This is a genomic window from Microcoleus sp. LEGE 07076 (assembly GCF_015207455.1).
Classification (GTDB): Bacteria; Cyanobacteriota; Cyanobacteriia; order Cyanobacteriales; family Microcoleaceae; genus Microcoleus.
The window spans coordinates 1-25,235 of sequence record NZ_JADEWV010000090.1 but is presented as its reverse complement, the minus strand read 5'-3'; the positions used below and the strand labels follow the sequence as shown (position 1 = coordinate 25,235).

Below are 25,235 nucleotides of genomic sequence, written 5' to 3'. Positions count from 1 at the left end.
AACCGGGTTTTTTTGAGTTTCTACGCTATCACCAACAATTTTCGCAAAAACCCGGTTTCTAGCCACCCGCGCATAATCTAAGAAACCGGGTTTTTTTGAGTTTCTACGCTATCACCAACAATTTTCGCAAAAACCCGGTTTCTAGCCACCCGCGCATAATCTAAGAAACCGGGTTTTTTTGAGTTTCTACGCTATCACCAACAATTTTCGTAAAAACCCGGTTTCTAGCCACCCGCGCATAATCTAAGAAACCGGGTTTTTTTGAGTTTCTACGCTATCACCAACAATTTTCGTAAAAACCCGGTTTCTGGCCACCCGCACGTAACCCGTAGAAACCGGGTTTTTCACTAATTTGCTCTCTATTCCACTGCATAACCCGTATATTTCCGCATCAAAGGCGGCTGAAATCCCCAAACTATATCTTCCTTGGGAACTCCTGCTATTACTAAATCCTCAGCAATATCATCTTCAGTCGCATTCCACTGAAGCCAAATTTTTCCGCGCTTGATATCAATGTGAATGCTACAGTGATGTACTCTCTTTTGGTCATCCCAACCCACCAGAAAGACTTGGTAATGATCTCGTTCTGTATCAAATATTGTCTCGACTTCAATGTCTCCGTGAGCCGGCTTGCGATTGCCATACTCGCGCAACATCTGCTGCACGATTTGCCTATATTTGATTAATTTTTCCATTGTACAATTGCCTCATTCGCTATATCGTACACTATGATTTTTACCTCGTTTTCCTCAACCCTTGCCTTCGGAAACTCTAGTTGAAAGAATTCTTCATAAGTTATTAACGGTACGGCTAAATATAAAATGCGATCGCCTTCTTTTTGCTTTAGTGCTGCTCGATAATTTATGAACTGCCCCAATGCTCTATGGAATTCCGAGATAGGTGACGACCTTGCCAAAAAACTTTTCACCTCAACAGCAATTTTATCACCTTGCCGTTCTGCCGCAATCAGCTTTTCGGCACCCAGGTCGATCGACATATCCACACCACCCACACTAATCATAAATGGATCGTGGGTAATCCGCCAACCATCCTTTTGTAACGCTGTTTTGACAACTTCATGAAAAAATCTTTGGCAGACATAATCGATTGATAACTAACTTACTTATTCCTATCATATCTCCTTCGATAACCAAGTGGCAGTATTTTTACTTGTGAGTTCACCTTATAGTGCGATCGCTAAAACTATTAAAGTTAGAGATGGATAGAATTGCTGAATTTCTTCGGCGGTGCGTTCCCGATACAAATACTCATACAGCACTGTCTCAATCCCGATGCGATGTCCTTTAATCCGAATATCATCCGCTGCTAAGAAATCAAAATACTGATTCAGTTCCATATCAAAAATCCCTCTTTTACCCATCTAGTATTCTACTATTCGGTTTGATGGGAGACTATCATGCGATCGATCTCTGCGCGGTGGCGATCGTAATAATGCCAAGCACTGTCTAAATTGCGATCGAAGTGGGGAATATTTGTGAGACTGGAATTGTTAGCTAGCGAGTCGATCGACCATACTTTGCACGCGAGGTGAATTTTGTTCCAAGCATTTGAAGGGATTTACAGAAATCGAGTCATAGAAATTTTAGAATTTCCTGAAAATATTTATGAAAAGAGTTTTAAATAATGCAGATTTAGTATCAATCAATCTGAAAAACACAGCCCGGACAATTTGCTGGGTTGTGTTTTTTGACAATTATATTTTCAGTGCGGATAAAAGGACTTGAACCTTCACTCCTTTCGGAACCAGAACCTAAATCTGGCGCGTCTGCCAATTTCGCCATATCCGCATTTAGACATTTTACTATTATCGCACACAACAAAGCTATCTGTCAACATTCAGAAACCCGGTCTTTTTTTGACACCGGGTTCACTGATGATTCATCGCCACAACAATTTTCCGTATTTTTAACTCGTCGCTTAGTTTTGCCCGATCGCCTTCCAGGTGATTTCGTCAACCACGCCGTCAGCCGTCAAACCCTTATACTCCTGAAAGCTCTTGACAGCCGTAGCAGTGCGAGCACCAAAAATACCGTCGATCGGGCCGGGATCGTAACCCTGCATTTCCAAACGCACCTGTAAGGTCTTCACCTTAGAACCCGCCGCGCCTTTAGTCAGAGCAGTTGCAGGATTTGTCGGAACCGCAGCACTCTTCTGAACTCGATCGTCGCTTGGAAGTACAGCATCGCTTTGCAAACTTTCAGAAGCTGACACCGGATCTGCTGCTAAAGCTGTCCAAGTTCCTTTGTCCACAATGCCGTCGGAATTCAACCCCTTAGACTGCTGAAAAGCACTGACAGCCGATTTGGTGCGAGAACCGTAGGAACCGTCGATTTTCCCGATCTCGAAACCGTGAACTTGCAACCGCTGCTGTATGGCGGCAACTTCAGGCCCGTCTGCACCCGCCGAGATTGTTTTTTCCTTTCTCACAGGCTTTTGCTCCCCTGCATAAAAAGGCTTGTTAAACATATCTCCTCGAGCATCAGCATCAGGCTGTGGCGAGGCACCAGGATCGGCGGGCCCCACAAAGTCTCTGCGGTACTGTTCCTGTACAAAGGGTTTGGAGTCGAAGGCTGCATTTGCCTGTCTGCTCAACCCGGGAGCGAGCAGAGCTAGCAAGCTGAAAATCGTAACAGTAGTTACACGCATAAGTTTCATCCTGTTGGTAAAGTTTGACAAGGTTTCCCTGTTTTCAGGTTTCTCAATTTCATTGTATTATCCGGATCGCTTTCTGAGAAATATCTGCTCGTGCCTTTAGAACTTTTGGTAATAGAGACAGTTAGAAATAAGGACGGGTTCGCACTATTCCTCGCAAACCGAATTGATTCAGAGATAATTCCTTACCAAAACCGATGTTTTCCTCGCAAACCGATTTTTTATACCAATTCAAAAATGTCTTGCTACAATTCTCAATCTTTTTTCAATTACTCAAAACCCTAGTTATCCCCACCGCACAAAAGATTACTTTGTCCCTGCTGATAGCTGCACCGATTTCATGTGTAGCAATATTTTTCATGATTAATATTAGCCTAACTCAGATTGTACAAAACCTGCTTTCATTCACAAATCTTTACAAGCAGGTCTTGTACAAAGTTTATTGACCAGAGGCAAAGTTGTCGGTCTCAACCGACTGCTGATGAAGCCAAACTCGCCAATTACCGCTTTGCGTGTTCTGCCAATAAAGCCTTCGCTCTCGGCTTGTAAATCAGATAAAACAGCGCTTCTATGTAGCGGAGCATATCTTCGCGATTTTCCTGAGACGAATAGTTCCAGAAACCGTAAGTTTTGGCCAAGGTTAGCAGCCTGTTTGTGTGAATATTCCAGGTATAAGTGCTGTAAACTCGGTCAATTCCTCGCGTGGAAATTTCATACCAATAGTTGGGATTCTGTTCGCATTTCGATAAAAAATAGAGAATTTTTTGGGCGGTTTCCTGGTGGTTGGTCGGGTTGATATAAAACCCATTAACCCCATCTTGAATGATTTCCAGCGGCCCGCCAAACTGCGTCCCGAAAGTGGGAATGCCGGTAATCATTGCTTCGAGAATTGTCAAGCCGAAAGCTTCAAATAAAGCGGGCTGAACAAATATACCTTGGCCGTCGGCGATTACCCGGTAGATTTCGCCGGACAGGCTTTTGGAAAGCCGCACTCCCAGCCAGCGAATTTTGCCGTGCAGGTTGTATTGCTCGATAATTGTGTAGAGCTTTTTAATTTCTTCTGCTTCTTCGTAGTCTTCGGTTTCTTCGACTTTGAGTTTGCCGGCTACGAGAATTAAGTTGCATTTTTCTTGCAATTCTGGGCTTTTGCCAAACAATTCTGCTAAGCCTGTCATGTTTTTAATGCGATCGAGCCTGGCCATCGAAAATAAAGGGCGCTTTTGCGGGTCGTCGAGTGTTCCGAAGACTTGTTCCGGGTCTTCTAGGGTAAACAGCAGTTCGTTTAGCCGATCGCGATCGCCCTGCACCCGCTCTTCTATCCGCGTGTAAGGAAAATACACGCTTTCGTTAACTCCCGGCGGCACAACATTAAATTTAGGGCTGAACAATTCAATGCCGTTGACGACGTGGTACAAATCCGGCATTGTAAAACAATTGTACGATTCGTACTGCCCGACACTATCGGGTTTGCCCACAATTTCTTGATAGGTGCTGCTGACAATAAAATTAGCCGCATTCATCGCAATTATATCTGCTGTAAATTGCAGCGCAAAATGATATTTCTCCTCAGATTCTTGCCAGTAGAGATCGCTGAACAAATATTTAGATTTTTCCAGGGCGTGGGCAACATTGCACTGAGTAACCTTGAGTTTTCTCGACAGCAAAAATGCAACTAAGTTGCCGTCGGAATAGTTGCCAACAATTAAATCTGGTTTGCCCTGAAACTCAGCCAGCAGTTCTTTCTCGGCATCGATCGCATAAGTTTCCAAATAAGGCCAAATCTCGAACCGCGAAATCCAATTCTGAGTTAGTTTGGGATTAAAATCCCGGAATGGAACCCGCAGAATCCAGGCATTTTCTGTGCCGTGAACTTTTTCCAAACGTTCGTTGCAGCGCGTGCCGTCGCTGTTAGGAATTAACCGGGTGACAATAATTACTTTAGGTTTTGCGCCCAAACTATCGAGACCGGCAAGATGAATGTCTTGTTGCAGTTGTTTTTCTAAATTCTTCGCTTGATCGAGGACATAAACCACTTGTCCGCCAGTATCCGGTCGCCCCAAAACTCCTTCTTGACCGAACCAGCCGTGAGGGGAAACTAGGACGATTTTGAAAATCATCGGAATCCTAGAAATAAATGCTTCTAAGGTTTGCGGATCGGGGGAATCAATTAATTCGTCGAGAATTCCTAGGGTTTCTTTGACGCGGGCTGCGGTATTTCCCCAACCTGCGTCCAAACCCATCATTTGCAGGACAAATCGAAATCTTTCGTAGGGTTCGTCTTCAGAAAGTTCGCTGACAAAGGTGAGGGCTTTTTTGACTTGTTCTGAAAGTTGTTCTTGGGATTTTATGCGATCGTTAATTAGTAATTGTACGCCGTTGTAGCGGTGAGTTCGCAAGAAATTAAATAGAGTTTCCTGCCACTGTCTGGGATCTTGAAACAGTTTGCTGGACAGGTAGCGGTTGAGGAACTGTGCTCCTTTGCCGATGTTTTTTGGGTCGCGGATGGAGGGGGAATAGTCGTAAAAAGGGCCGAAATCTAGTTCAAAAATGTTGCCTTCTTGGGGGTGAAAGTGGTTGACGAAGCGATCGCGCACGTCAAGCAATTCTTTGACTGTCATCGGTTCTAGTGTCAAGTCGTCTCCAAGTCGCACTATTTCGATTGTGGCAATTTTTGGTCGCAGCAGGACGCAAAGGCTGCCTTCTTCAACAATAATTTCCTGAACGTAGTAAATCAATTTGCTCAAATGAGAAGATTGATGGAACTGTTCGGGCTTTTCGTATTTGGTGCAATAGGCGGCCAAAGCACTAACTATGTCGTTTCGCAGTAAATATTTGTTTCCCAAAGCCCGCAAATCGCTGGCAAATTGCCGCAAGTCGGTTTTTTCGTCACTGGCTATAACAGCCTCAAAGAGTTCAGACATAGATACCCCTTTTTAGAAATTTTTGATTTTTACCTTAAAAATAGAGCGATACTATTTTAGTATCGCCCTATTTTTGGAGGCGCGTACTTTTTTTTATGTCATTTTAAAGTTGGCAATCTGAAATTGCTCTCTCTCAAATGACATAAAATTCCCCGTATTTGTGGCGGATGTAGCGGATAAACGGATCGATACTTAGAGGTGAACCGGTCACGCGATCGATCGATTCGACTGCGGTGTATTTGCGGCCGTGCTGGTAGATGTTTTGTTTGAGCCAGTCGTGGAGTACGGTAAAGTTTCCCTGTTCTATTTGTACGGTAATTTCGGGATGGTTTTTGACTGCGGTTTCGTAGAATTGAGCGCTCATCAAGTTGCCGAGGGTGTAACCTTGGAACATTCCGCCGATCGTCCCGACGTACCAGTGAACGTCTTGCATCGCACCGTCGCTGTCGGTAGCGGGGACAACGCCGAGGTCAGTTTTATAGCGTTCGTTCCAGGCTTCGGGGAGGTCTCGCACTGCTAATTTGCCTTCTACCATTGCCAATTCTAGGTCAAAGCGGATGGCGACGTGGAGGTTGTAGGTTACTTCGTCAGCGTCGGTGCGGACGAGAGATCGCGAGACTTTGTTAATTGCCCGGTAAAATTGGTTGGTGGTGACCTGTCCCAACTGTCGCAAAAACACGCCTTGAAGTTGCGGGTAGAAGCATTCCCAAAAACCGCGGCTGCGCCCGACCAAATTTTCCCAAAGCCGCGACTGGCTTTCGTGCACGCCGGAGGAAATGCCACCTGCGAGGAGTGTGCCTTCAAATTCTGGGGAATTGCCGAGTTCGTAGAGGGCGTGTCCGGCTTCGTGGATGCTGCTGAACAAAGCTTGATCGAGGTGATCTTCGTAGACGCGGGTGGTGATTCGCACGTCGTCTATGGAGAAGTTGGTCATGAAGGGGTGGAGGGTGGTGTCTTGCCGTCCGCGCTGGAAGTCGTACCCCATGCGTTCTACGACTGTGCGGGTGAATTCTAGTTGTTGGGCTTCTGGGAAGTTTTGGTGCAAGCAGGAGTCGTCGGCGGGGGGTTGGGAGGTGATGGCTTCGACTATGGGGACTAATTCTTGACGCAGTTGGTCGAACAGCGGGCGCAGGATGGATACTTTCATGCCGTAGTCGCTGCGATCGATCAAAGGATCGGCAATGTGTTCGTATCCGGGGAAAAAGTCAGCGTACTGCCTGCTTAATTCTAGGGTTTTTTCGAGATAAGGCTCAACGGCTGCGAAGTTGTTGGCTGCTTTGGCGGAGGCCCAAGCTTCGTAGGAGTCGGCTTGGTGGTGGCAGAGTGCGGACATGAAGGCTGCGGGGACTCTGGCTGCGCGATCGTAGTCTCTGCGGGCGATGCGGATCAGGCTGGCTGGGGTGGAGTCGTAGGGGAGGGTTTGTTCGTAGAAACGCAAGTCTTCTAGGAGTTCGCCAATTTTGGGGTCGGTAAATTTTTCGTGGGATATTTGTTTGAGAGTGGCCAACTGGCGGCCTCTGGCTGTTGCACCTTTGGCTGGCATATAAGTTGCCTGATCCCAGTGCAGCAGGGAGGAGACTGATTCGATGTCCGTAATTTCTCTGAGGTGGGCTGCGAGTTGAGCAAATTTTGCTTGAGTTTTGTCTAGGGTTTGCATGATTGGGGTTTGAGGTGCTGTTTTGCCTAAAAAGGTTGCTGTGCGGCATCGGTCTCCATCAATCATTGCCTACCCTGAAATCAAGCTAAAAACCGCACTTGTTCCCGTATTGTAAGCAATTTAGAGTCATTTTTGCACATTTTCCGGTATTTCTTAGGATTGAGTTCGATCGCCTTTGACAAATTTTCGATCGCTTTGTCGGTGATGCTGGCTTCGGTTTCGGGGCTGTTTTTGCTCTCGCCTGCTGCTTTTTGTTCGGCGTAAATGCAGGCTTTTTGATAGTAAATATGTGGATCGTCAGGTTTGAGTGCGATGATTTTATCGTAGGAGGCGATCGCTTCGGTAAATCGTTGGATTTTTTTGAGGGCGACGGCGCGGTTGTACAAGGCTTCGGTGTTGTCTGGCTGCAATTCTAGGGTTTTGTTCCAAGAAGCGATTGCTGCTTCAAAGCGTTGTAAGTTGGCGTTGGCCAAGCCGCGGTTGTACCAGGTTTCGCTGTCTGAGGGCTTGAGTGCGAGGGCTTTGTCCCAGGAGGCGATCGCTGCTTCAAATTTTCCCATTTTGGCGAGCGCCGTGCCGCGTTTGTTCCAGACTTCAGCGGCATCTGGCTGCAGTTGCAGGGCTTTGTCGTAGGAGGCAACTGCTTCAGGGTAGAGTTTTTCGTCGGCTAGGACTGCGGCGCGGTTGTACCAGGCTTGAGGCAAGTCTGGTTTTAGTTCGATCGCTTTGTCGTAGCAGGCGATTGCCGCTGTATTTTGGTCTGATTTTTTCAGGGCAAATGCTTTGTTGTACCAAGCTTCAAAGTAGTCTGCTGTGATGGCGATGGCTTTGTTGTAGGAGTTGATCGCTTCTGATATTTTTTCTAAGTTAACGAGAGTGTTGCCGCGGTTCGTCCAAGCTTCGTGATAGTTTGGCTTTAGTTCGAGCGCCTGTTCGTAGGATGCCATCGCTTCTGAGAGTCTGTTTAGCTTCCGCAAAACGTTACCGCGATTGTACCAGGCTTCTGGATTGTCTGCTTTGATTTTTAAGGATTTATTGTACGCCCGGATCGATTCTTCTAGCCGTCCCAGTTTTTTGAGGGCTACGCCTTTGTTGTACCAGGCTTCATAAAATTTTGGTTCGAGTTCGATCGCCTTGGACCACGATTCTAGCGCTGCTGACAACCGTCCCATTGTTTCTAGGGCGTTACCGCGATCGTATAGCGTTTGAGCCTTTTGGGCGTTGACTGATATAGATTGTTCCCCCGAGTCAATCGGCTTTTCTCTGCTGGCTAATTTTTGCAAGGGGTTTCACCTCATTATTTTTTCTAAAATTGTCGCTTTTTCTTTTCTATTTAAGGTTTTGTGCTGGCTATCGAAATTACTCGATCGCCTATATCTGGTTATTTATCGCAATTTTATAGTAACTCTGCAATTTTTTCAACCTTTTCTAATCTATACGCAACTCTCTGGTTTCTAGGTATAGATTAATACTATTTTTTTTCATGAATTGCGTATAAGCGCAAAAAGGGCGATCGGCATGAGGTATGACAAACCTCACCCAAGATTTAAATGTCTTTTTCAGGGTCGAGGAGGGAACCAAAATTAAGCTCTATCGCTACTGTTTTAATGCATTCTGAGTCGTGGAAGGGCAAGCCATCAGCTAAAGTGTAGATATCTGCCGCTGAGTCTCTCAGAGAATCAAAGGCTGGATTTGCGATCGCAGCTTTTAGCCATTCATATTCTTGTAGTTTTGCTTTGTCAATTAGGGCTGCTTCTAGTGCTTCCAGTCGCTTCAGGTCAGCATAAGTAATAATAGTAGCGATCGCCTTTCCTTCCTGTTCTCTGACGATTCGTGTTCCAGTATCCTCTCGCGTCAGCTAGCTATCGTATGGTGTATCGCCATCAACAATCTACTTACAAAACTCGAAAATATCACAGCGACGCACCATACAAGGCGAGGGTTTTACCAACAATAATTGCCTCAAACCGACAATTTCATAAACCCGCCCGCACCCAAAGGCAAATCCCTATCAAGGCTTTGTCGTAAGAGGCGATCGCATCTTCATGCCAGCCTAAATCATTTAGTATATAGCCCCGATTGTGCCAAGCTTCGTGTAAATCTGGTTTGATTTCTAAGGCTTTGTCGTAGGAGGCTAACGCTTCTGACAATCTGCCTAAATTAACCAGTGCAACGCCCCGATTGTGCCAAGCTTCGTGTAAATCTGGTTTGATTTCTAAGGCTTTGTCGTAGCAGGCTATCGCCTCTGTATATTCTTGAGCAGATTCATACAATACACCTTGTAAAAAAAACAATTCGGCTTTTTGTTCTGGTGTTTGTCCAGCTCGATAAATCAAAGTTTTAATTATTACCAACTCCAGTTTTTATTGGGAATTTAAAAGTTATCTTCTATTCTGATCATTTATTTTTCTTCATCAAACTCTCATTTTGCCAAGTATAAACCTAGGGTGGAGCAGGGATAAATCCTTGAGTAAGTGGTTAAAATCTTCGGCCAGGACGCACCTTACAATCACTATTTTATCAGGTGCGTCGCTATGAGATTGTCGAAATTTAGTTAAGAATTTTTCATAGCAACACACCCTAGCACTATGCTAATAATACATGAGCCGCCTTCAGCAATAATTCTGGAAAAGTGGGCGAAACAATTTGTTCGTTATCTCTAAACTGAGTGCGCTGATATTTTCCTTCACCATTTAGCGACAAAACAAATACTGTCGGTATTTTTTGGTTTCCCAAATACTCTCTTTTGCCGATCGCCAAATAATCAATAATCCAGTATTCAGCAATACATAAACGTTCGTATTCATCTAGCTTGTCAACATAATCATCTTCCCAATTAGTTGATACTACCTCCACAGCTAACTGAATCGGCGATTCCAGTGCGGCATAAGCTTTGCGTTCAGCGCGCCACAAAGTGCGATCGATAAAACTGACATCAGGAATTCGTCCTTGTTCTATACCTTCTTTTGTGGTAGTTTAAATCGTGATGCCTCGTTTTACTAAATAGTTGAGTTTCAGCCGATCGCACTCTTGATACAACTGTCTGTCTGTAAATTGAGCAACATCATCGTGATTTCTGGTAGTTGCCATTTTGACAATCTCTCCATTCACCAATTCACAAACAGCATCTTCCGGGCAAATAGCAATAAATTCGTTAAATTTTAATTGTTGTTTGGTGATTGCAATCATTTTTTTTAATTATCCCTAAAATTGGAGGCAGAGCCTCTGGATCTGCGTTACCAGGCAGAGCCTGGTAACAAGTAGTTTCTTAGTCTCGCGTTGCGCGGACTTTGTTTGTTTAGACGCGGTTTCAACCGCCGAATAATTGATGTTTAAGCTTGATACTTTTTCAGAATAGCAACTTTTTCGGGGTAGATGTCGATCGCCATTTTGTCATCATACCTAACCGCGAGCGATCGCCTCACCTCGCCCAAAAACAGCGGCTGCGACAGTCCCGGTTCAGGATGTACGATCGTCCGAACGCGGATTGTCATGTAGTCTCTTCCGCGTCCAGAGCGCCCTGGAGAGTACAAATCCGCAGCCGCTTGCTGCATCGTTGCTTCTAACTGCGATTCAGTAATCGAAGGTCGCACGGTAACTACTGTTTGAGCGCCGCCAGTATCGTAAACCAAAGAATAGCGAACTGCGCCTGGAATTTCTGTGCGGGCAAACAGTCCCAAACCCAGACCAAATATACTCGCAGCAATTACGCCCATAAAGCTTGTCACTCCTACCAAACGGAAGCGAAAGCCCCATTTTAAAATAAATGCTATTATTGTTAAAACAAACAAAGCTGCTGTCAGAATTCCCGCCCATTGGGCATACATTAAAAGATTAGAATTTACGTTCATTTGTTGATTTGGTAACTGTTGACTGTTGACTGTTGACTGTCACTAACAACTAAAATAACACAAATAACAACCAACAAATAATATCAAATCCGGTAGCATCCTCCTGTATTCATCTCTCCATTCTCTCTCTGTGTCCTCTGCGCTCTCTGCGGTTAAAAAAATCCTATTCAACCAAGAACGACATCACAAATAACCAATACCAGTGCCTTAATAGCCCTGTTTCACCTGTTTTGCCAATGACTAATCACTGATGACTAACAACTAATGACCAATGACTAATTAAGCCTTTCTGCTCGCCAGCAGATAAGTCATCATATCGCCTTTGCCTTTGATCGAAATCACGCCGCGCTCCTCAAAAACGTACTTATCCTGAAGGCGTTCGTAGGTAGCAACTGTCACCTGAATGGCGCCAGGGACACCTTGAGATTCCATCCGGGAAGCTGTATTTACCGTGTCTCCCCACAAATCATAAGTAAATTTTTTAGTACCGATTACCCCAGCTTCCACCGGACCGGTGTGGATGCCGATGCGGATGCTGAGCGGCTCACCTCCTTTGGTGTGCATCTGAGCGATTGCTGTTTGAATGTCGATCGCCATTTCGGCAATGCTTTCGGCATGGTTGTCGCTCGGCTTGGGCAAACCGCCAACTACCATATAAGCATCGCCGATCGTCTTAATTTTCTCAAGCCCGTAGCGATCGGCCAACTCGTCAAAAGCTGAAAAAATATCGTTGAGCAACTCTACCAACTCGGCCGGCGACAAATGAGCCGAAAGCTTCGTAAAACCGACCAAATCGGCAAACATTACTGTTACCTCAGCGAAACTGTCGGCGATCGTACTTTCTCCTTCTTTGAGGCGCTGGGCGATCGGGCCCGGTAAAATATTTAACAGCAAACGCTCGGACTTTTCCTTTTCCTCGGCCAACTCCCGTAAATAAGTCTGCTCCTTATCCCGCAGCCGCTTCTTTTCCAGACAAGCACTAATCCGAGCTTTGAGCAATACCGGATTGAACGGTTTAGAAAGATAATCCTCCGCCCCCAACTCAATACAGCGGACAATACTGTCGATATCGTCCACCGCCGAAATCATGATCACCGGGATGTGGCGCAACTTCTCGTCCGCCTTCAGATTTTCCAGCACCTGATAGCCGTTCATCAGCGGCATCATAATGTCCAGCAGAACCAAATCAAAAGGCTCGCTTCGCATTAGTTCCAGAGCTTGGAGACCATCTTCAGCAACAGTCACTACGTGGCCTTGACGCTGAAGTCGGCGGGCGAGCAAATCGCGGTTCACCTCATTGTCGTCAACAACTAGGACACTACCTTCGTCACCTTTCATCTCATGGCCTCTTTCAGAAGCGTTTCAATCTTACTCAAAAGTCGGGGAAACTCGACTGGTTTGGTGTCGTAGTCGTCGCAGCCGGCGGCGAGACACTTTTCGCGGTCGCCTGCCATTGCGTGAGCTGTCAGCGCAATCACCGGAATCATCTTAGTTTCAGAAGCCGCCTTAATTTGCTGGGTTGCTTGCCACCCGTCGAGGACTGGCAGACTCATATCCATCAGAATCAAATCGGGTACTTTCGCCAGAGCCATCGAGACTCCCTCAGCACCGTCAACAGCAATAAAGACCTCGTGTCCCTTGCGGGCCAGACGCCTAGAAAGCATATCCCTGTTCATTTCGTTATCTTCGACCAACAGGATTTTAGCCATTGGTGTTCTCCTTGCCTTTCGAGTCGTACCTGCGATCGAGCCTGTCATTTACTATAGAGCGAACATCGCGCAGCAAAGTATCGCAACTGTAGACGCCCTTTTGCAAAACCCGATCGACATAGCCGTTGAGCTGCTGTTTTTCGGCGGTCGTCAGGTCTTTAGCGGTAATTACTACGATCGGTATAGGGTCTCCAGAATGCGACTTACGAAGTTCGCCAATAAACTCAAAACCATCCATTTCTGGCAGCATCAAATCCAGCAATATCAGGTGGGGGCGAGCAACTTCTAGCTGTTCTAGAGCAGCGATTCCGCTGTCAGCTTCCGTTACTGCCCAGCCTTGTTTTTCTAGTATCCGCCGCAGTATTTTGCGAGTGGCATCGTCATCTTCCACAACTAATATCTGACAGGGCCAACTGTTAGCAGCAACGCCGTCTTGGTCGCGCCGGTACTTGTTCAACAAAGCAACCAGGCGTTTGCCGTCCACCGGTTTTGTGAGGTAGTCCGAGGCGCCCAATGCAAAGCCGAGGCTTTTGTTGCCCACAAAGGATAGCAGGATTACGGGAATTTCGGCAAGGTCAGGATCTGCCTTCAGGGCAGAAAGCACCGCCCAACCGTCCATTCCGGGCATGATTACGTCAAGGGTAATCGCGTCCGGCCGCAGTTGCTTAGCCAGCCTGACGGCTTGCTCGCCACTGTCGGCGACTTCGATGTGCAGTCCTTGGCGAGACAGAGCGCGCTCGATCAAATCCCGCGAGATCGGGTCGTCGTCAACTACCAGCACCGTGCCGGCAACAGGTGCGCCAGCACTTTTAGTGCTTTGGCGGACTTTGCTGGGAATTTCCGGCTGTTTGATGGCGCGAGGCAAGAGTACAGTGAAAGTTGTGCCCGAGCCCAAGGTGCTGCTGGCCTCTATGCTGCCGCCCATCATCTGACAAAAGCGCTGGCTAATAGCTAGTCCCAAACCCGTGCCGCCGTACTTGCGGGTAGTTGAGGCATCGGCTTGGGTGAAAGGTTGGAAAACTCGCTGCAATTGGTCTTTTGTCATGCCGATGCCGGTGTCCCAGACGCGGAAACTTAAACATTCGGAGTTGGAAATTAAAACTTGGGAAGATTCCTCTTGATTTTTCATTCTTAATTGTTCATTTTTAATGCTTTCGACTCCGATGGCAATTTTCCCGTTTTTGGTAAACTTGGCAGCGTTGCTGAGCAGGTTCAGCAGCACTTGCCGGACTTTGGTCATGTCGGCGTGCATTGTGTCGAGGTTGTCTGGACAGTACACTTCTAGGGTATTGCCGTTTTTCTCTACCAGCGGCTTGGCTGTGGCGACAGCACTTTCAATTAAGGCATGGATGTCGAAGGTTTCTAAGTAAAGATCCATTCGACCTGCTTCTATTTTAGATATATCTAGGATGTCGTCGATCAAGGACAGCAGGTGTTTGCCGGCGCTGCGGATTTTTTCGAGATCCGAGACGGATTCGCCGCCGCCCAATTCTTCGGCTTCTTCTTTGAGCATTTCGCTGTAGCCGATGATGGCGTTGAGGGGCGTGCGGAGTTCGTGGCTCATGTTGGCGAGAAATGTGCTTTTTGCCCGGTTTGCTGATTCTGCTGCTTCTAGGGCCGACTGCATGGCGGATTCTGCCTGTTTGCGGTCGGTTATGTCTTCGACACTGCCTTCGCAGTACAAAACGCTCCCGCTTTCGTCGCAGATGCTGTGGGCGTTTTCGGAAATCCAGATTGTGGTGCCGTCAGGGCGGTATATTTGGGATTCAAATTTTGAGACTTGGCGGCGGGATCTCAATTGCGCCAGAAATTCGGCGCGCTGGTTGGGGTTTACGTAAATTTGGCGGTTGAGGTTTGCGAGTTCGGCGAACATTTGGCCGACTGTTTGGTAGCCGTAAATCTCGGCTAGTGCGGGGTTGGCCTTGAGGTAGCGCCCGTCTGGGGCGGTCTGGAATATGCCTTCGACGGCGTTTTCAAAGATGCTGCGGTAGCTTGATTTCTCTTGCTGCAAAGCTAGTTCTGCCCGCTGGCGTTCTAGGGCACGGGCTAGCATTTCTCCTACCATTTTTAGAGGAGTTAATATTTCGGTCGATCGACCTGCTGCGGGTTGGAAGCTGTCGAATCCGAGAAATCCTACTAGGTTTTTACTGCAAATTAGGGGAATAATTATTAGCGCTTGCAAATTTTTTTGAGGTTTGTTTAATTCTGTTTGTGAGGAATTTGCATGGGGATTTGTTGAGGCTGTTGCTGTGCGATCGGCTGAGAGGGGTGGGAAGTTTCTCAGGAATTCTGCTGGGTTTTTGCCTTGCAACCGGGCAATTTCTGCTTGGGCTGCGGGGGAGAGTTCGCGGATGTCTCCTACTTGCAGGCATTCGGCGCGATCGAGCTTTTCTGCAATCCAAGGAATTCGGGCGATGTCTATTTGTTTGCCGCTGCTGTCTTCTATTTCCAAAATGCCTTCGCCACACCACTCGTGGGTTTTTTGGGCGCTGGTTTTGTCTTCAGATAAATGGTAGATGTAACTGCGGTCAAACCCCGTGAATCTGGCGATTTCTTCCAGAGTGCGATCGATTTTTTTGTCTATTTCCGATCCGGGCCCGCTGATGAAATAAATTGACAAATTGACAATTAACCGATCTAATTCTACTCGATTATGCAAAGATTTTGCTACTTTTTGGCGGTCGGTAACGTCTCGAAAGCTCCAGACTCTGCCGACTGTGTTCGCTCCTACTTTTGAAGGTAGCGAATTTAATTCGAGAATTGTTGCGTCTTTAAGTTCTAATAATTTGCTAATTTTAAGCTGTGGATCGACCGACACTTTTATTAAATTTTGGATAATTTCTTGGGGTTCTTTTAATTGGCGCGAGGCGAATAGGAACCATGTTTCTATCGAGCTTTGTACCGGATTTAGCGCCTCGCGGCTCACATTTCCGGCAGCTTGAGACCAACCCCACATCTCGACAAATTTCTGATTGTAATTGCATATATTGCCGTTGCTGTCAACCGCGAGAATGCCAGCATCTGTAGATTCTATAACTGCTTGCAGCATTGAGAGCGATCGCTTGTGTTCTGTAATGTCAAAAAACACCAATACTGATATTTCGCTCCCGTCAACTGCGGGATTGAAAAAATAGGAAACTGGTAATTTTTTGCCGTCGCGGCACAGAAATTCGCCGTCCCAATTGCTGCAAGGTTGACCGGAGGCGATCGCCTCTTGCAAACATAGTGCAGGTGCGACAGGCAAATCTTCGCTGTTGCTTGCTGACTGTTTCTGGGCAGTCAAAACAGGGGATTTCTTGCCTTTGTTTTCCTGAGTGTTGATGCCAGAAAGCAGCGAAACGCCTGCAATTTCTGACTGTTTCCACCCCAGCAAGCGTTCCGCCTCTGGATTCAGCCAGATGAAAAACCCCTTTCCATCAACCGTGCACACTCCCGCCCCGAAACTGTTGAGAGTCGATCGCAGCTGATCGAATTCTGAAGCTGTTGGAGGGTCTGGAGGAGACTGGGGCGAGGGGGTGAGTTCCTCTGGGGCGATCGGTTCTTGCTGACTCAGAGTTTCGTCATAGCTACAACTTACCTGCTCTAAGAATAGCTGCCACTGCTCAGCAGTGGGAGGTGAGGACTCGCCTGCTAAACTTAGCTGTTCGAGTTGACGCTGGAGGTGGGGATGCATAATTTCTGGCGCTTTGCGGGCAACTTTTTACAGTATATCTTTTTAATTAATAGTATTTGTACGCAGCCGGACAATTAGTAAAATGGTACGCGATCGAACCCAATTGCAGGTTCGAGCTAGAAGGGGATCGACCGTCTCGTCTCTATTATCCCAATTATTTGAGACGGTGCTACTTATATTTATAACAGAATAAGGAAGCCAGGAAAAATCAGGAATAATTAATAAAACCCTGGGTTGAGCAATTAAGAATATCCTCCTCATCTTGGCGGTTGCTAATCGAAATAATTTAGCTTTTTCACTCGATTCAGGTGACACAATCGGGTTTCAGGAGCGAAAATATGTCAGTTTTGATAAAATTATTGGACGGTTTTTAGCTGGGTAGGGAAAGCATCAGGAAATAGCAGAAAAAAAATCTATAGCGGTTCTCAAGCTTTGTGAGGTATGCGGGATACTTCCACTCCTGCCGGCGCGGGCCTGCTTGGCATCTGATGTTACGCTCGAAAGACTATAATGGGCAAAGACCGAAAACAACTGTCAAAAAGCCCTATTTATCAGAATTTTCGAGGAATAACGAGGTTTCGCCCAGAATAGCTGGCAGCCGAATTGTAAAAGTAGAACCTTTCTCCAACTCGCTGAATGCGGTAATGTCTCCGCCCATCATTTCGCAGAATTTCTTAGTAATAGTCAGGCCCAAACCAGTACCGCCGTACTTCTTAGTAGTTGAGGAATCGGCTTGCGTGAAAGGATCGAAGATTCTGGCTAACTGTTCTGGACTCATGCCAATGCCGGTATCTTTGACGGTAAAAACGATCCAATCTTGAGGGGAAGACAATAGAGACAAGCTATTTTCAGCTCGGTCCTCTCTATACGCTGCAAGTTTTTTGTCTCTCTTGGCAGCTTCGGCGGGGGTTTCGGGGGAGCGGCTGACGGCGAAAGTAATTGCGCCGGAGCAAGTAAACTTGGAGGAATTGCTGAGCAGATTGAGCAGAGACTGCCGGAGTTTAGTTAAGTCGCTCTGCATGGAGCCAATATCCTCATCGCACTGTATTTCTAAGATGTTGCTATTTTTGTCGGCCATTGGGACGATGGTGGCGACTACTTGCTCAACCAAATTTAAAATGCTGAAGGTTTCGAGATGTAAGTCGGTGCGGCCTGCTTCGATTTTAGAGAAGTCGAGGATATCTTTAATCAGCGCTAGCAAGTGCTGGCCTGCGGTGTTAATTTTTTGGAGGTCGTCGATGAACTCTTCGGCACCCATATCTCGGGCGTCTTCTTGGAGGATCTCGCTGTAGCCGATGATGGCGTTGAGGGGGGTTCGCAGTTCGTGGCTCATGTTGGCAAGAAAGATGCTTTTCGATCGATTTGCGGCTTCGGCGGCTTCTTTTCCTCGGCGGAATTCTTCGGAACGCAAGCGTTCGGTGATGTCGCTGGTCATGATTAAAATGCACTGAGTGCTGTCGAGGTCGATGAGTTCGGCTGACAGCAGCCAGTCGCGGACTTCGCCGGCTTTGGTGCGAATTTTGATTTCTTGGTTGCCGATCGAATTTTGTGCTTGCAACATCTGGGCGATGCGCCGCCCGTCTTCTGAATTGACCAACATTCCTAAGTCATTGGCGGTGTGACCGATCAATTCGTGCTGCAGCCAGCCTAACGAGCGCAAAAAGCTTTCGTTGGCATCGAGAAAGCATCCGTCTGTGACGGTGCAGATGCTGATGCCGACTGGGGAGGCGTGAAAGGCTTTGGAAAATCTTTCTTCTGAAGAACGCAGGGCTGCTTCGGCGCGCTTTCTGTCTGTGATGTCTTGGACGGTGCTGGTGATGTATAGGGAGTTGATAGCGGCTTGTTCGCAGACTGTGCGTTGGCTGCCGTCGGGAAGTACGAGCCTGTAGTCGATGCTGTAGGGCTGTTGCTGAAATAAAGCTGCTTCGATCGAGCTTTTGACCAATTCTCTGTCTTCGGGGTACACGTATCTCAAGAAGGCTTCGAGGCTGGGTTCAAAAGTTCCCGGCCGCCGTCCCAGGATGCGGTACATTTCCTCTGACCACTGCAATTGCTGGGTGTTGCGGTCTAAGTCCCAGTTGCCTAGCTGGGCGATGCGCTGGGCGTTGGCGAGGCTGGCTTCGCTGGCGCGTAGGGAGATTTCGGCTTGGCGGCGTTCGGAGACTGTGGCGGCTAAGACTAAGCCTGTCACCGCGATGACGGCGATGAAGGCTTGCAGGGATAGGAGTGCTTGGGGGATGCTGCTGGAGTGTTTGAGAAAGGGGCCGCTGCCTCGGGCTATGCCCCAGATGGCGAAGCCACAGAGGAGGAAGTTGGAAAGGGCCGTGTAGCGCTGGCCGAATCGAAAAGCTGCCCAAACTACGAGGGGAAATGGTAAGTATTCGAGGGGATAGCGGGCGTAGGCGGCGCGGGTGCGGGAGCAGAAGACGAGCCAGCCCACGGCTACTAGCAGCAGCAGCCAAATCGCTCGTTCTATCATCTGTTTGCGCTGGGTGGGGATTTTGGGCAATTTGTGCCATGTCAGCAGCAGCGGGCCGACGAGTAAAATTCCCATAGCGTCTCCTACCCACCAAGTCCCCCAAATCGTGCCAAAATTGCTCCAGCTAGATAAGCCGGTCAGGCAGACGACGATGCTGCCGATGGTGGAGTTGATCAGGGTAGATCCGAAGGCTGCTAGTCCGACTATTCCTAAAACGTCTTTGAGTCGATCGAGTCTGGCGCTAAAGTTTATGCCTTGGAGGAGATAAGTTCCCGTCCACGCTTGCAAGGTTCTGGCGCCTGCTGAGATTAAGGCCGTACCAATGTTGGCCGACGGTACGCTCATGCTGAACAGGAAGCCTCCGATCGCAATTCCCGGCCAGAGTTGCCGTCCGAACAGCAGCATGGCGACTTGGGCGATTCCTGCTGCTGGCCACATGGGGTAGATTTCTGTACTCAGGGTGAGGGTGGAAACTGCCAATTGCGACGCTGCGAAGTAGAGCGCGGCGGTCGCGCCTACTGCGAGGAAGTACCTCCCGGAATGTCCTTTGATTGCATTAAGGAACTTTTTCTGCATTGTCGTTTGGGGAAAAGGTGGATGGTTGTTAGGGTCTCAGTAGGTGGCACGGAACTGGCACGGGGTAGAAAAAATGTTTCTATTAGGTGATAGTAGATCATGGGTCGTAGCCTGGGGGAGAACCTTTTGAGATCACTTTTTGTGGCGCAGTTGAGGGAGCGTTTTTTTGCTGTGCGAGCTAATTTGCACAAAGAAGTTTTGGAAGCATCCCTTTTTGCCAATATATCTGTGATGGCTAAGTATTAGGTCTGTAATTTTGGGATTTTTGTTAAAGATTTATGACCGCTCGACTGCGGGGGTAGTTTCGTGGCGATCGCAACTCGATTCATCCTAACATTTTGCACCATTAGTTTTGAACACACAGACTAGACTTTTTGCATAAATCTTTTGTTCACAGGTCAATGACCGATGTCAGGCAGATGCAACAAAGATGATTTCAACACAGGAAAGCGAGTGAGTGCAATTCCTCGTCTGCCAATCATAGTGATTCGCAACCAACTGAAGCGATGCCAGTTGTTTTACCAATTACCTTTTTGTCTTTTTCCTTTCTTTGTAAGCTGTGGCGCATTTAAATTTTATGTTCAGGGCGGGCGGCAGAGCCCACCCCACTCATTGTTTGATTGTTTTTTTGACAGACAATTTAAATACCGCAACAGCTTATCTCACTTACTAATATCTAAGGTGAGTGTCAAACGCTCTTGAGCTTCCTTAAGGGCGTCTTGGGGGTTGCTGCCCAGAAGGGTTGCTTCTATGGCCCGGCCGAGGTTTTCTGACAGGCGGGAGTAACCTGAGACGATCGGGCGCGATCGGGTCGAGTTCATTTGTTCTAAAAATACTTGCAAAACAGGGTTTTTTTCCACAAAGCTTTGATAAGTTTTGCTCTGTCTCGATTTTAAGTTAATTGGCAAGTAACCTGTTCCCAATGCCCAGGCTGTTTGGAATTCTTCACCGATCACATATTCTAAAAATTCTCGGCCTGCTTTCTCGCGTTCTGGGGAGGTTTTCATTAAAAATAGGTTTTCACCCCCCGCGACGGCTGCGCGGCGTTTCAGGACTGGCACGGGCATGACTGCGTAGTCGATCGCACTTTGCTGCAATTGTGATAGCGTCCAGGGTCCGGTGATTTGCATGGCCACTTTGCCGGCGATAAAGTTTTCGAGTTCGTAACCGCGTTCGGGCGCTGAGAGTATTGCGGAACCTTCTGTTAACAAGTCGCTCCACAATTCTAAGGCGGCCAGAGCAGCGGGACTGTCGATTTGGGGTACGGGAGTTCGATCTGTTTGGGCTAAGAGTTCGCCGCCCGCGCTGAACAAGAACGGCAGCCAGGTAAATACTGTCCATTCTCCTTTGCCTAGAGAGAGCACTATGCCGTGTTGGTCTGGGCGGCCGTCTCCGTTGGTGTCTCCTGTGAGCGATCGGGCTACTTGCTTTAATTGCGCCCAATTCTGCGGCACTTGTTTGATTCCTGCTGCTTTAAATAAGCTGGGACGGTAAAATATGGCAGCGTTGTTTGTAGCGAAGGGAACTGACCAAATGTGTCCGCCGAGTTCCATTGACTCGAACAGCGCCGGATCGATTTCGGCTTTCCGGGGCGATTTATCGAGCCATTTTTCTAAAGGTTGAATTGCGTTGAGTTCTGCTAATTTTCCCGCAATTGTGGGAACGTTCCACAGCAAATCTGGCGCTGCACCTCCAACTATTGCTGTTAGTATCTTTGGCATTTGTTGATCTGGCTGACCGATATAAATTGGTTGTAGTTGGATGTGAGAATGTGTTTTATTGAATTTGTCCGTGAGGGTTTGAAATACGTCGCGATTAGGCGGAGGATTGATGCCGTGCCACAGGGTTAGCTTGATTGTATCGCTGTTTTTTTGTGTGTTTTGACAGCCGCTTAATATTAGCAAGTTCAAGGCAAGCAAAATGCAGGCAGCCCGTTTTAGCTGCATTTTAATTATTTTAAATAATTTGGATAAAATCATTTTTTAGTTTCCTTCAGGGAACAAGATTTTTTAAAGCTCAGATGGATGCGGATGGACGCGGATGCTTAGAGGTTGGTAAAACAAGCTAAATCTAACAAATCGCGGGGGTAGCGGATTAATTTGTCCTGCTGTTGTATTTTTAAACAAAATTGTGAAAGCTCAGCCTCCTAGTCTATCCTGTGGCAACATCCGATAGCAAGGAATTTCGGCTCTCCTGACCTTTGGGCGACAACTTAATCTAATGTCTGGTAATAAGCAATAGTAGATTCACAAAATATTGCTACAGTTAGTATGTCTGTTTTATAAATATAACTTGCTTCGGCAATACTCGTATTTGTAGTGGGACTTTATGAACTTGGTAAAATTAGTCCCGAATTTTTCGCCAATTACCTTTTTCCCAATTACCCATTACCCGCAGCCAAATATACATTTTCCCCAAATATCCGAAAGAGCCTGCTATTGTCGCCAAACGCATCAACCCCGAGTACCTTTACTTTTTTTGCTAACGTTTGCTCACAAATACATGAGTTGAGATTCGATCTCAACCAAGGCGTATCAACCAATGTCCGAAGCAAGATCGATCGCGCGAGCACCATTTAGATCCGGGTTTATTTTGTCACCAGTCGCGGGGGACTCGATTGTCGTCTCCACCGACTTTGACAATTTCACCCGTCCAAGACACCGTTTTAGACCTGTATGCTGGATTGCAGTCAATTAGAGTTTTCGACAATTCCCAGGCTTTCCACTTGAGAAATGTCTTGAATTCGCAATCATAAAGTGGGGTCTTCTGTACTTAGTGTGCCAAAATATTAATTTATATCATTTCCGGTTACACCGTCAGGTGATGTTGACTGTTGACTGTTGACTCGATTTTATGATTCCGATGCAACCGTCCACGATATTAAGTAGTGAGAAAGCCAATGATACCTTAACTGGCTATAAAAAAGCTGTTTTTGACGTTCGCAATTACCAACAAGCCTTACCAAACGGTTGCAAGCGCGTTTTGGTAACAAATTAGCAGAGTAATTACGGTAGACCCGCGTTTGTCAGTAAATCAGTTACTGTTAATCTGCCCTTTAGTTGCGATGGGAAATACAAGCTGTTTGAGTACATCCAACCGCGAACAGTTCCAGTAATCGATGTGAGAAACGATTAAACCGTCGCTGTTGATCTTGAGTTCGCTCTTACCTGCGATCGCCATTTTGGGTTTCCAAGGTAGCGGTGCGATCCAATTCAGAGTCCAGCGAGTTTCTACGGTATCTCCAGACTGAGAAATATCGTGCAAGTCAAGTTTAATTTGTTGAAAAAAAGTCCCCATAAACCCGAGCATTTTTTGGTAGCGATCGACTCCTGTAAATCGGTTCAGTGGGTCTTGAAAATAAACATCTTTTGCATAAATGCTGTAAGTTTGATTTTCGGGGAATCTGCGGTAATCTTCTTTGAGAATTTGAATAATATCCATTATGATTAGCTATTTGCCTAAAATTATTATAATATAGTTTATAGCAATCCTAAATAATTCGCAAAATATGTAGAGTAGTGCCCCGTACCTACCCCTTAATCGGGGAGCTTCATGGGTGGGAAGAACCATACAATAAATTACACAACTGATGCGAGGATTGCTATATACCTGCTGGAGAATAGGCGACAAACTTATGATCGAACTCTACACTTTTACCACACCGAACGGACGCAAAGTCTCGATCGCCCTCGAAGAAATAGGTTTACCCTACAACGTACACGTCATCGACATCACAAAAAACGACCAATTTAGTCCAGAGTTCATCGCCATCAACCCCAACAGTAAAATTCCGGCAATAGTCGATCGAGATAACGGCATCACCGTCTTCGAGTCGGGAGCCATCTTGATCTATCTGGCCGAAAAAAGTGGCAAATTTCTACCGACAGATAAAGAAGAATACTTTCAAGTTATGGAGTGGCTGATGTTTCAAATGGCCAGCGTCGGCCCGATGTTCGGTCAACTCAACCACTTCAAACGCTTTGCACCCGAACAAATTCCCTATGCGGTGGAGCGCTACGAAAAAGAAGTATTGCGACTTTACGGAGTATTAGACACTCAATTAGCAAAATACAAATACATCTGCGGCGACTATTCAATTGCCGACATGGCTATCTACCCCTGGGTTGCTATTTACGAATTTCAGGGATTAACCCTCGACAACCACCCCCACCTCAAACGCTGGGTAGAAACCTTGCAGCAGCGTCCTGCAGTTGAGCGCGGAATGGCTGTTCCATCTGTGTAAAATAGAAGTTTTTGAACCGCAGATAAACAAAAATATTATCTGCGTTTATCTGCGTTCATCTGCGGTTAAAAAAATCCCGATATTCTGTCAGCTCTATCGACCGTAATATCGGTCGAGGCGGGTTGATTGAATCTCTGATTTGTGTTAGATATCAGGCACTTTCCCCGCCCCTAGAATTTGTCGGAAAACCCGATGTTTTTGGCGGTTTATCTAGTCACGCACACTCCGCCTACTGATACGCGACATTGATCGCGATCGTACCAGCGATTATTATTGTTATTGTTATTGTTATTATTGTACGCCCTCGCCGATTCTAAATCTCTAGTGCGCGGATTGTAATAATAGTCTCCCTGGGGATACTGGCGAGTCGGTACAGCGCAATAAGTCTGGTCCCTGTCGGTATCATCAAACCTGACTCTTACCATAGTACGTCTCACGCGACAATCAAGAGGTCGCAAGCCAAAATCATCTTGCAGAATCCTTTCTCCATCGTAGCTGCGGCTGTTTCTGTCAGTGTTTCGGTCGCTGTATCGCCTGTCATCGCGCCAATCGCTGCTAGCTCGTCTGCCGCCATCAATTCCGGCAACTTCTAGGGTGTAACTTCCTCCCCTAGCAGCATCTTTCGCTAATACTAACAGCTTGTAATCGCCTGTGCGAGGAATTTGATAATTAAAAGAACGGTCTTGCGTAAAGGCGACTTGTTTGTTGTTTCCGTAAAACAGCACCATGACTGGAGTAAAACCGCGACTTCTCTCTGTGTCTAAAAACACTTCTATGTTGTCGCCTTCGCGAGCACTGAAAGTGTATTCTTGACCGCGTAATTCTTCCGTGGGAGATCCGGGTGTCCACATATTTCGGAAACGGTAAATCGGGGAAGTGCGGCGAATTACTCCGTCTATGCGATCGTTATTTCGTATCTGTTCGGCAACAGCACCCGACGAAATCCCCGTAAGTGCCAATCCGGTAACTAGCACAGCGGCTGTAATACTGTTTAACAAGTTGTGCGTTTTCATATCAACCTCTGGAAATTTAAAAATTTTGTGCTTTCAGGGCGCAGACATTTGCATACACTGTCTATTTTAAATCTAATTTCTGCCAACCGTGTTAACCTCACCCAACTGGACTATTTAATTTATTGTAGGGTGCGTCAGGGTTGACTGTTTTCATCACAGATTAATTATTTTCCCCCTGACGCACCCTACTAACTTATAGACGTTGATGTCCCATCTAAAGTTGCGATGTATCCCCACAAATCAGCAATCCCGATTCAGCGTCGAGACTGGCCTCAATTCCCATTGGTAAAGCTGCGTTAACGCCGTCGTGTCCGAAGGGCAAATCCGAGACAATGGGAATATTCAAGTCTAAGAGCCGATCGCGCAAAACCTCTGCAATACTAAAAGTAGGAATCTTCGGGTCAATCTCGCAGCGACTGAACCGCCCCAAAGCAATGCCC

The 25,235-nt window shown here is 46.9% G+C and carries 18 protein-coding genes, 1 tRNA gene and 2 pseudogenes; 1 reads left to right on the top strand and 20 read right to left on the bottom strand.

Annotated elements, in window-relative coordinates; all coding sequences use genetic code 11:
- Positions 1–359: 359 nt before the first annotated feature.
- The 18 genes and pseudogenes from IQ270_RS16145 to IQ270_RS16065 all read right to left on the bottom strand — a co-directional run bounded on the left by IQ270_RS16145 (position 360) and on the right by IQ270_RS16065 (position 22,980).
- Positions 360–695 carry a XisI protein gene (locus IQ270_RS16145; RefSeq protein ID WP_193974178.1) on the bottom strand — a complete coding sequence of 112 codons (336 nt, stop codon included), beginning with the start codon at positions 693–695 and terminating at the stop codon, positions 360–362.
- Positions 683–1,108 (bottom strand): XisH family protein, encoded by a 426-nt coding sequence (locus tag IQ270_RS16140; protein ID WP_193974181.1) that lies wholly within the window; start codon positions 1,106–1,108, stop codon positions 683–685. The genes IQ270_RS16145 and IQ270_RS16140 overlap by 13 nt, the downstream gene beginning before the upstream one ends.
- A 99-nt stretch (positions 1,109–1,207) precedes the next feature.
- A pseudogene (locus tag IQ270_RS16135) lies at positions 1,208–1,357 on the bottom strand (DUF433 domain-containing protein); the annotation flags it as partial.
- 369 nt (positions 1,358–1,726) lie between these two features.
- Positions 1,727–1,808: transfer RNA gene (locus IQ270_RS16130), tRNA-Leu, on the bottom strand.
- A 130-nt stretch (positions 1,809–1,938) separates the two neighbouring features.
- Positions 1,939–2,667, bottom strand: a complete 729-nt coding sequence (locus IQ270_RS16125; protein ID WP_193974176.1) for a peptidoglycan-binding protein — start codon at positions 2,665–2,667, stop codon at positions 1,939–1,941.
- 506 nt (positions 2,668–3,173) lie between these two features.
- Complete coding sequence (locus IQ270_RS16120) at positions 3,174–5,594, bottom strand: sucrose synthase (protein WP_193974175.1); 2,421 nt, start codon at positions 5,592–5,594, stop codon at positions 3,174–3,176.
- 133 nt (positions 5,595–5,727) lie between these two features.
- The gene (locus tag IQ270_RS16115; RefSeq protein WP_193974180.1) at positions 5,728–7,251 is read right to left on the bottom strand and encodes a carboxypeptidase M32; all 1,524 of its coding nucleotides are present in this window, start codon (positions 7,249–7,251) and stop codon (positions 5,728–5,730) included.
- An 80-nt stretch (positions 7,252–7,331) separates the two neighbouring features.
- The gene (locus IQ270_RS16110; protein ID WP_193974174.1) at positions 7,332–8,534 is read right to left on the bottom strand and encodes a tetratricopeptide repeat protein; all 1,203 of its coding nucleotides are present in this window, start codon (positions 8,532–8,534) and stop codon (positions 7,332–7,334) included.
- Positions 8,535–9,227: 693 nt separating this feature from the next.
- Positions 9,228–9,605: a tetratricopeptide repeat protein gene (locus tag IQ270_RS16105; RefSeq protein WP_339384187.1), complete on the bottom strand. Its 378-nt coding sequence runs from the start codon at positions 9,603–9,605 to the stop codon at positions 9,228–9,230.
- A gap of 232 nt (positions 9,606–9,837) precedes the next feature.
- On the bottom strand, positions 9,838–10,194 hold the full coding sequence (locus IQ270_RS32330; protein ID WP_339384188.1) for a Uma2 family endonuclease: 357 nt from the start codon (positions 10,192–10,194) through the stop codon (positions 9,838–9,840).
- A 33-nt stretch (positions 10,195–10,227) separates the two neighbouring features.
- Positions 10,228–10,440, bottom strand: coding sequence for a hypothetical protein (locus IQ270_RS32325; protein ID WP_339384186.1), 213 nt, complete (start codon positions 10,438–10,440; stop codon positions 10,228–10,230).
- A 143-nt stretch (positions 10,441–10,583) separates the two neighbouring features.
- Complete coding sequence (locus IQ270_RS16095) at positions 10,584–11,102, bottom strand: Ycf51 family protein (RefSeq protein ID WP_193974173.1); 519 nt, start codon at positions 11,100–11,102, stop codon at positions 10,584–10,586.
- Positions 11,103–11,381: 279 nt separating this feature from the next.
- Complete coding sequence (locus tag IQ270_RS16090) at positions 11,382–12,440, bottom strand: adenylate/guanylate cyclase domain-containing protein (protein WP_193974172.1); 1,059 nt, start codon at positions 12,438–12,440, stop codon at positions 11,382–11,384.
- On the bottom strand, positions 12,437–12,811 hold the full coding sequence (locus IQ270_RS16085; protein ID WP_193974171.1) for a response regulator: 375 nt from the start codon (positions 12,809–12,811) through the stop codon (positions 12,437–12,439). The genes IQ270_RS16090 and IQ270_RS16085 overlap by 4 nt, the downstream gene beginning before the upstream one ends.
- Positions 12,804–16,484, bottom strand: coding sequence for a response regulator (locus IQ270_RS16080; RefSeq protein ID WP_193974170.1), 3,681 nt, complete (start codon positions 16,482–16,484; stop codon positions 12,804–12,806). Before IQ270_RS16080 ends, IQ270_RS16085 begins: the two co-directional genes overlap by 8 nt.
- A gap of 544 nt (positions 16,485–17,028) precedes the next feature.
- Positions 17,029–19,539, bottom strand: a complete 2,511-nt coding sequence (locus IQ270_RS16075; RefSeq protein ID WP_193974169.1) for an MASE1 domain-containing protein — start codon at positions 19,537–19,539, stop codon at positions 17,029–17,031.
- Positions 19,540–20,201: 662 nt separating this feature from the next.
- On the bottom strand, positions 20,202–21,518 hold the full coding sequence (locus IQ270_RS16070; RefSeq protein WP_193974168.1) for an ABC transporter substrate-binding protein: 1,317 nt from the start codon (positions 21,516–21,518) through the stop codon (positions 20,202–20,204).
- A 1,054-nt stretch (positions 21,519–22,572) separates the two neighbouring features.
- A complete protein-coding gene (locus IQ270_RS16065; protein WP_193974167.1) occupies positions 22,573–22,980 on the bottom strand; it encodes a DUF2358 domain-containing protein in 408 nt (135 codons plus the stop codon).
- A 193-nt stretch (positions 22,981–23,173) separates the two neighbouring features.
- On the opposite strand from IQ270_RS16065, the gene IQ270_RS16060 reads away from it, so the two are divergent.
- Positions 23,174–23,782, top strand: a complete 609-nt coding sequence (locus IQ270_RS16060; protein ID WP_193974166.1) for a glutathione S-transferase N-terminal domain-containing protein — start codon at positions 23,174–23,176, stop codon at positions 23,780–23,782.
- Positions 23,783–23,988: 206 nt separating this feature from the next.
- Here IQ270_RS16060 and IQ270_RS16055 read toward each other — a convergent pair whose 3' ends face one another.
- On the bottom strand, positions 23,989–24,795 hold the full coding sequence (locus IQ270_RS16055) for a hypothetical protein (RefSeq protein WP_193974165.1): 807 nt from the start codon (positions 24,793–24,795) through the stop codon (positions 23,989–23,991).
- 214 nt (positions 24,796–25,009) lie between these two features.
- Positions 25,010–25,235 (bottom strand): annotated as a pseudogene (locus IQ270_RS16050) (LD-carboxypeptidase); the annotation flags it as partial.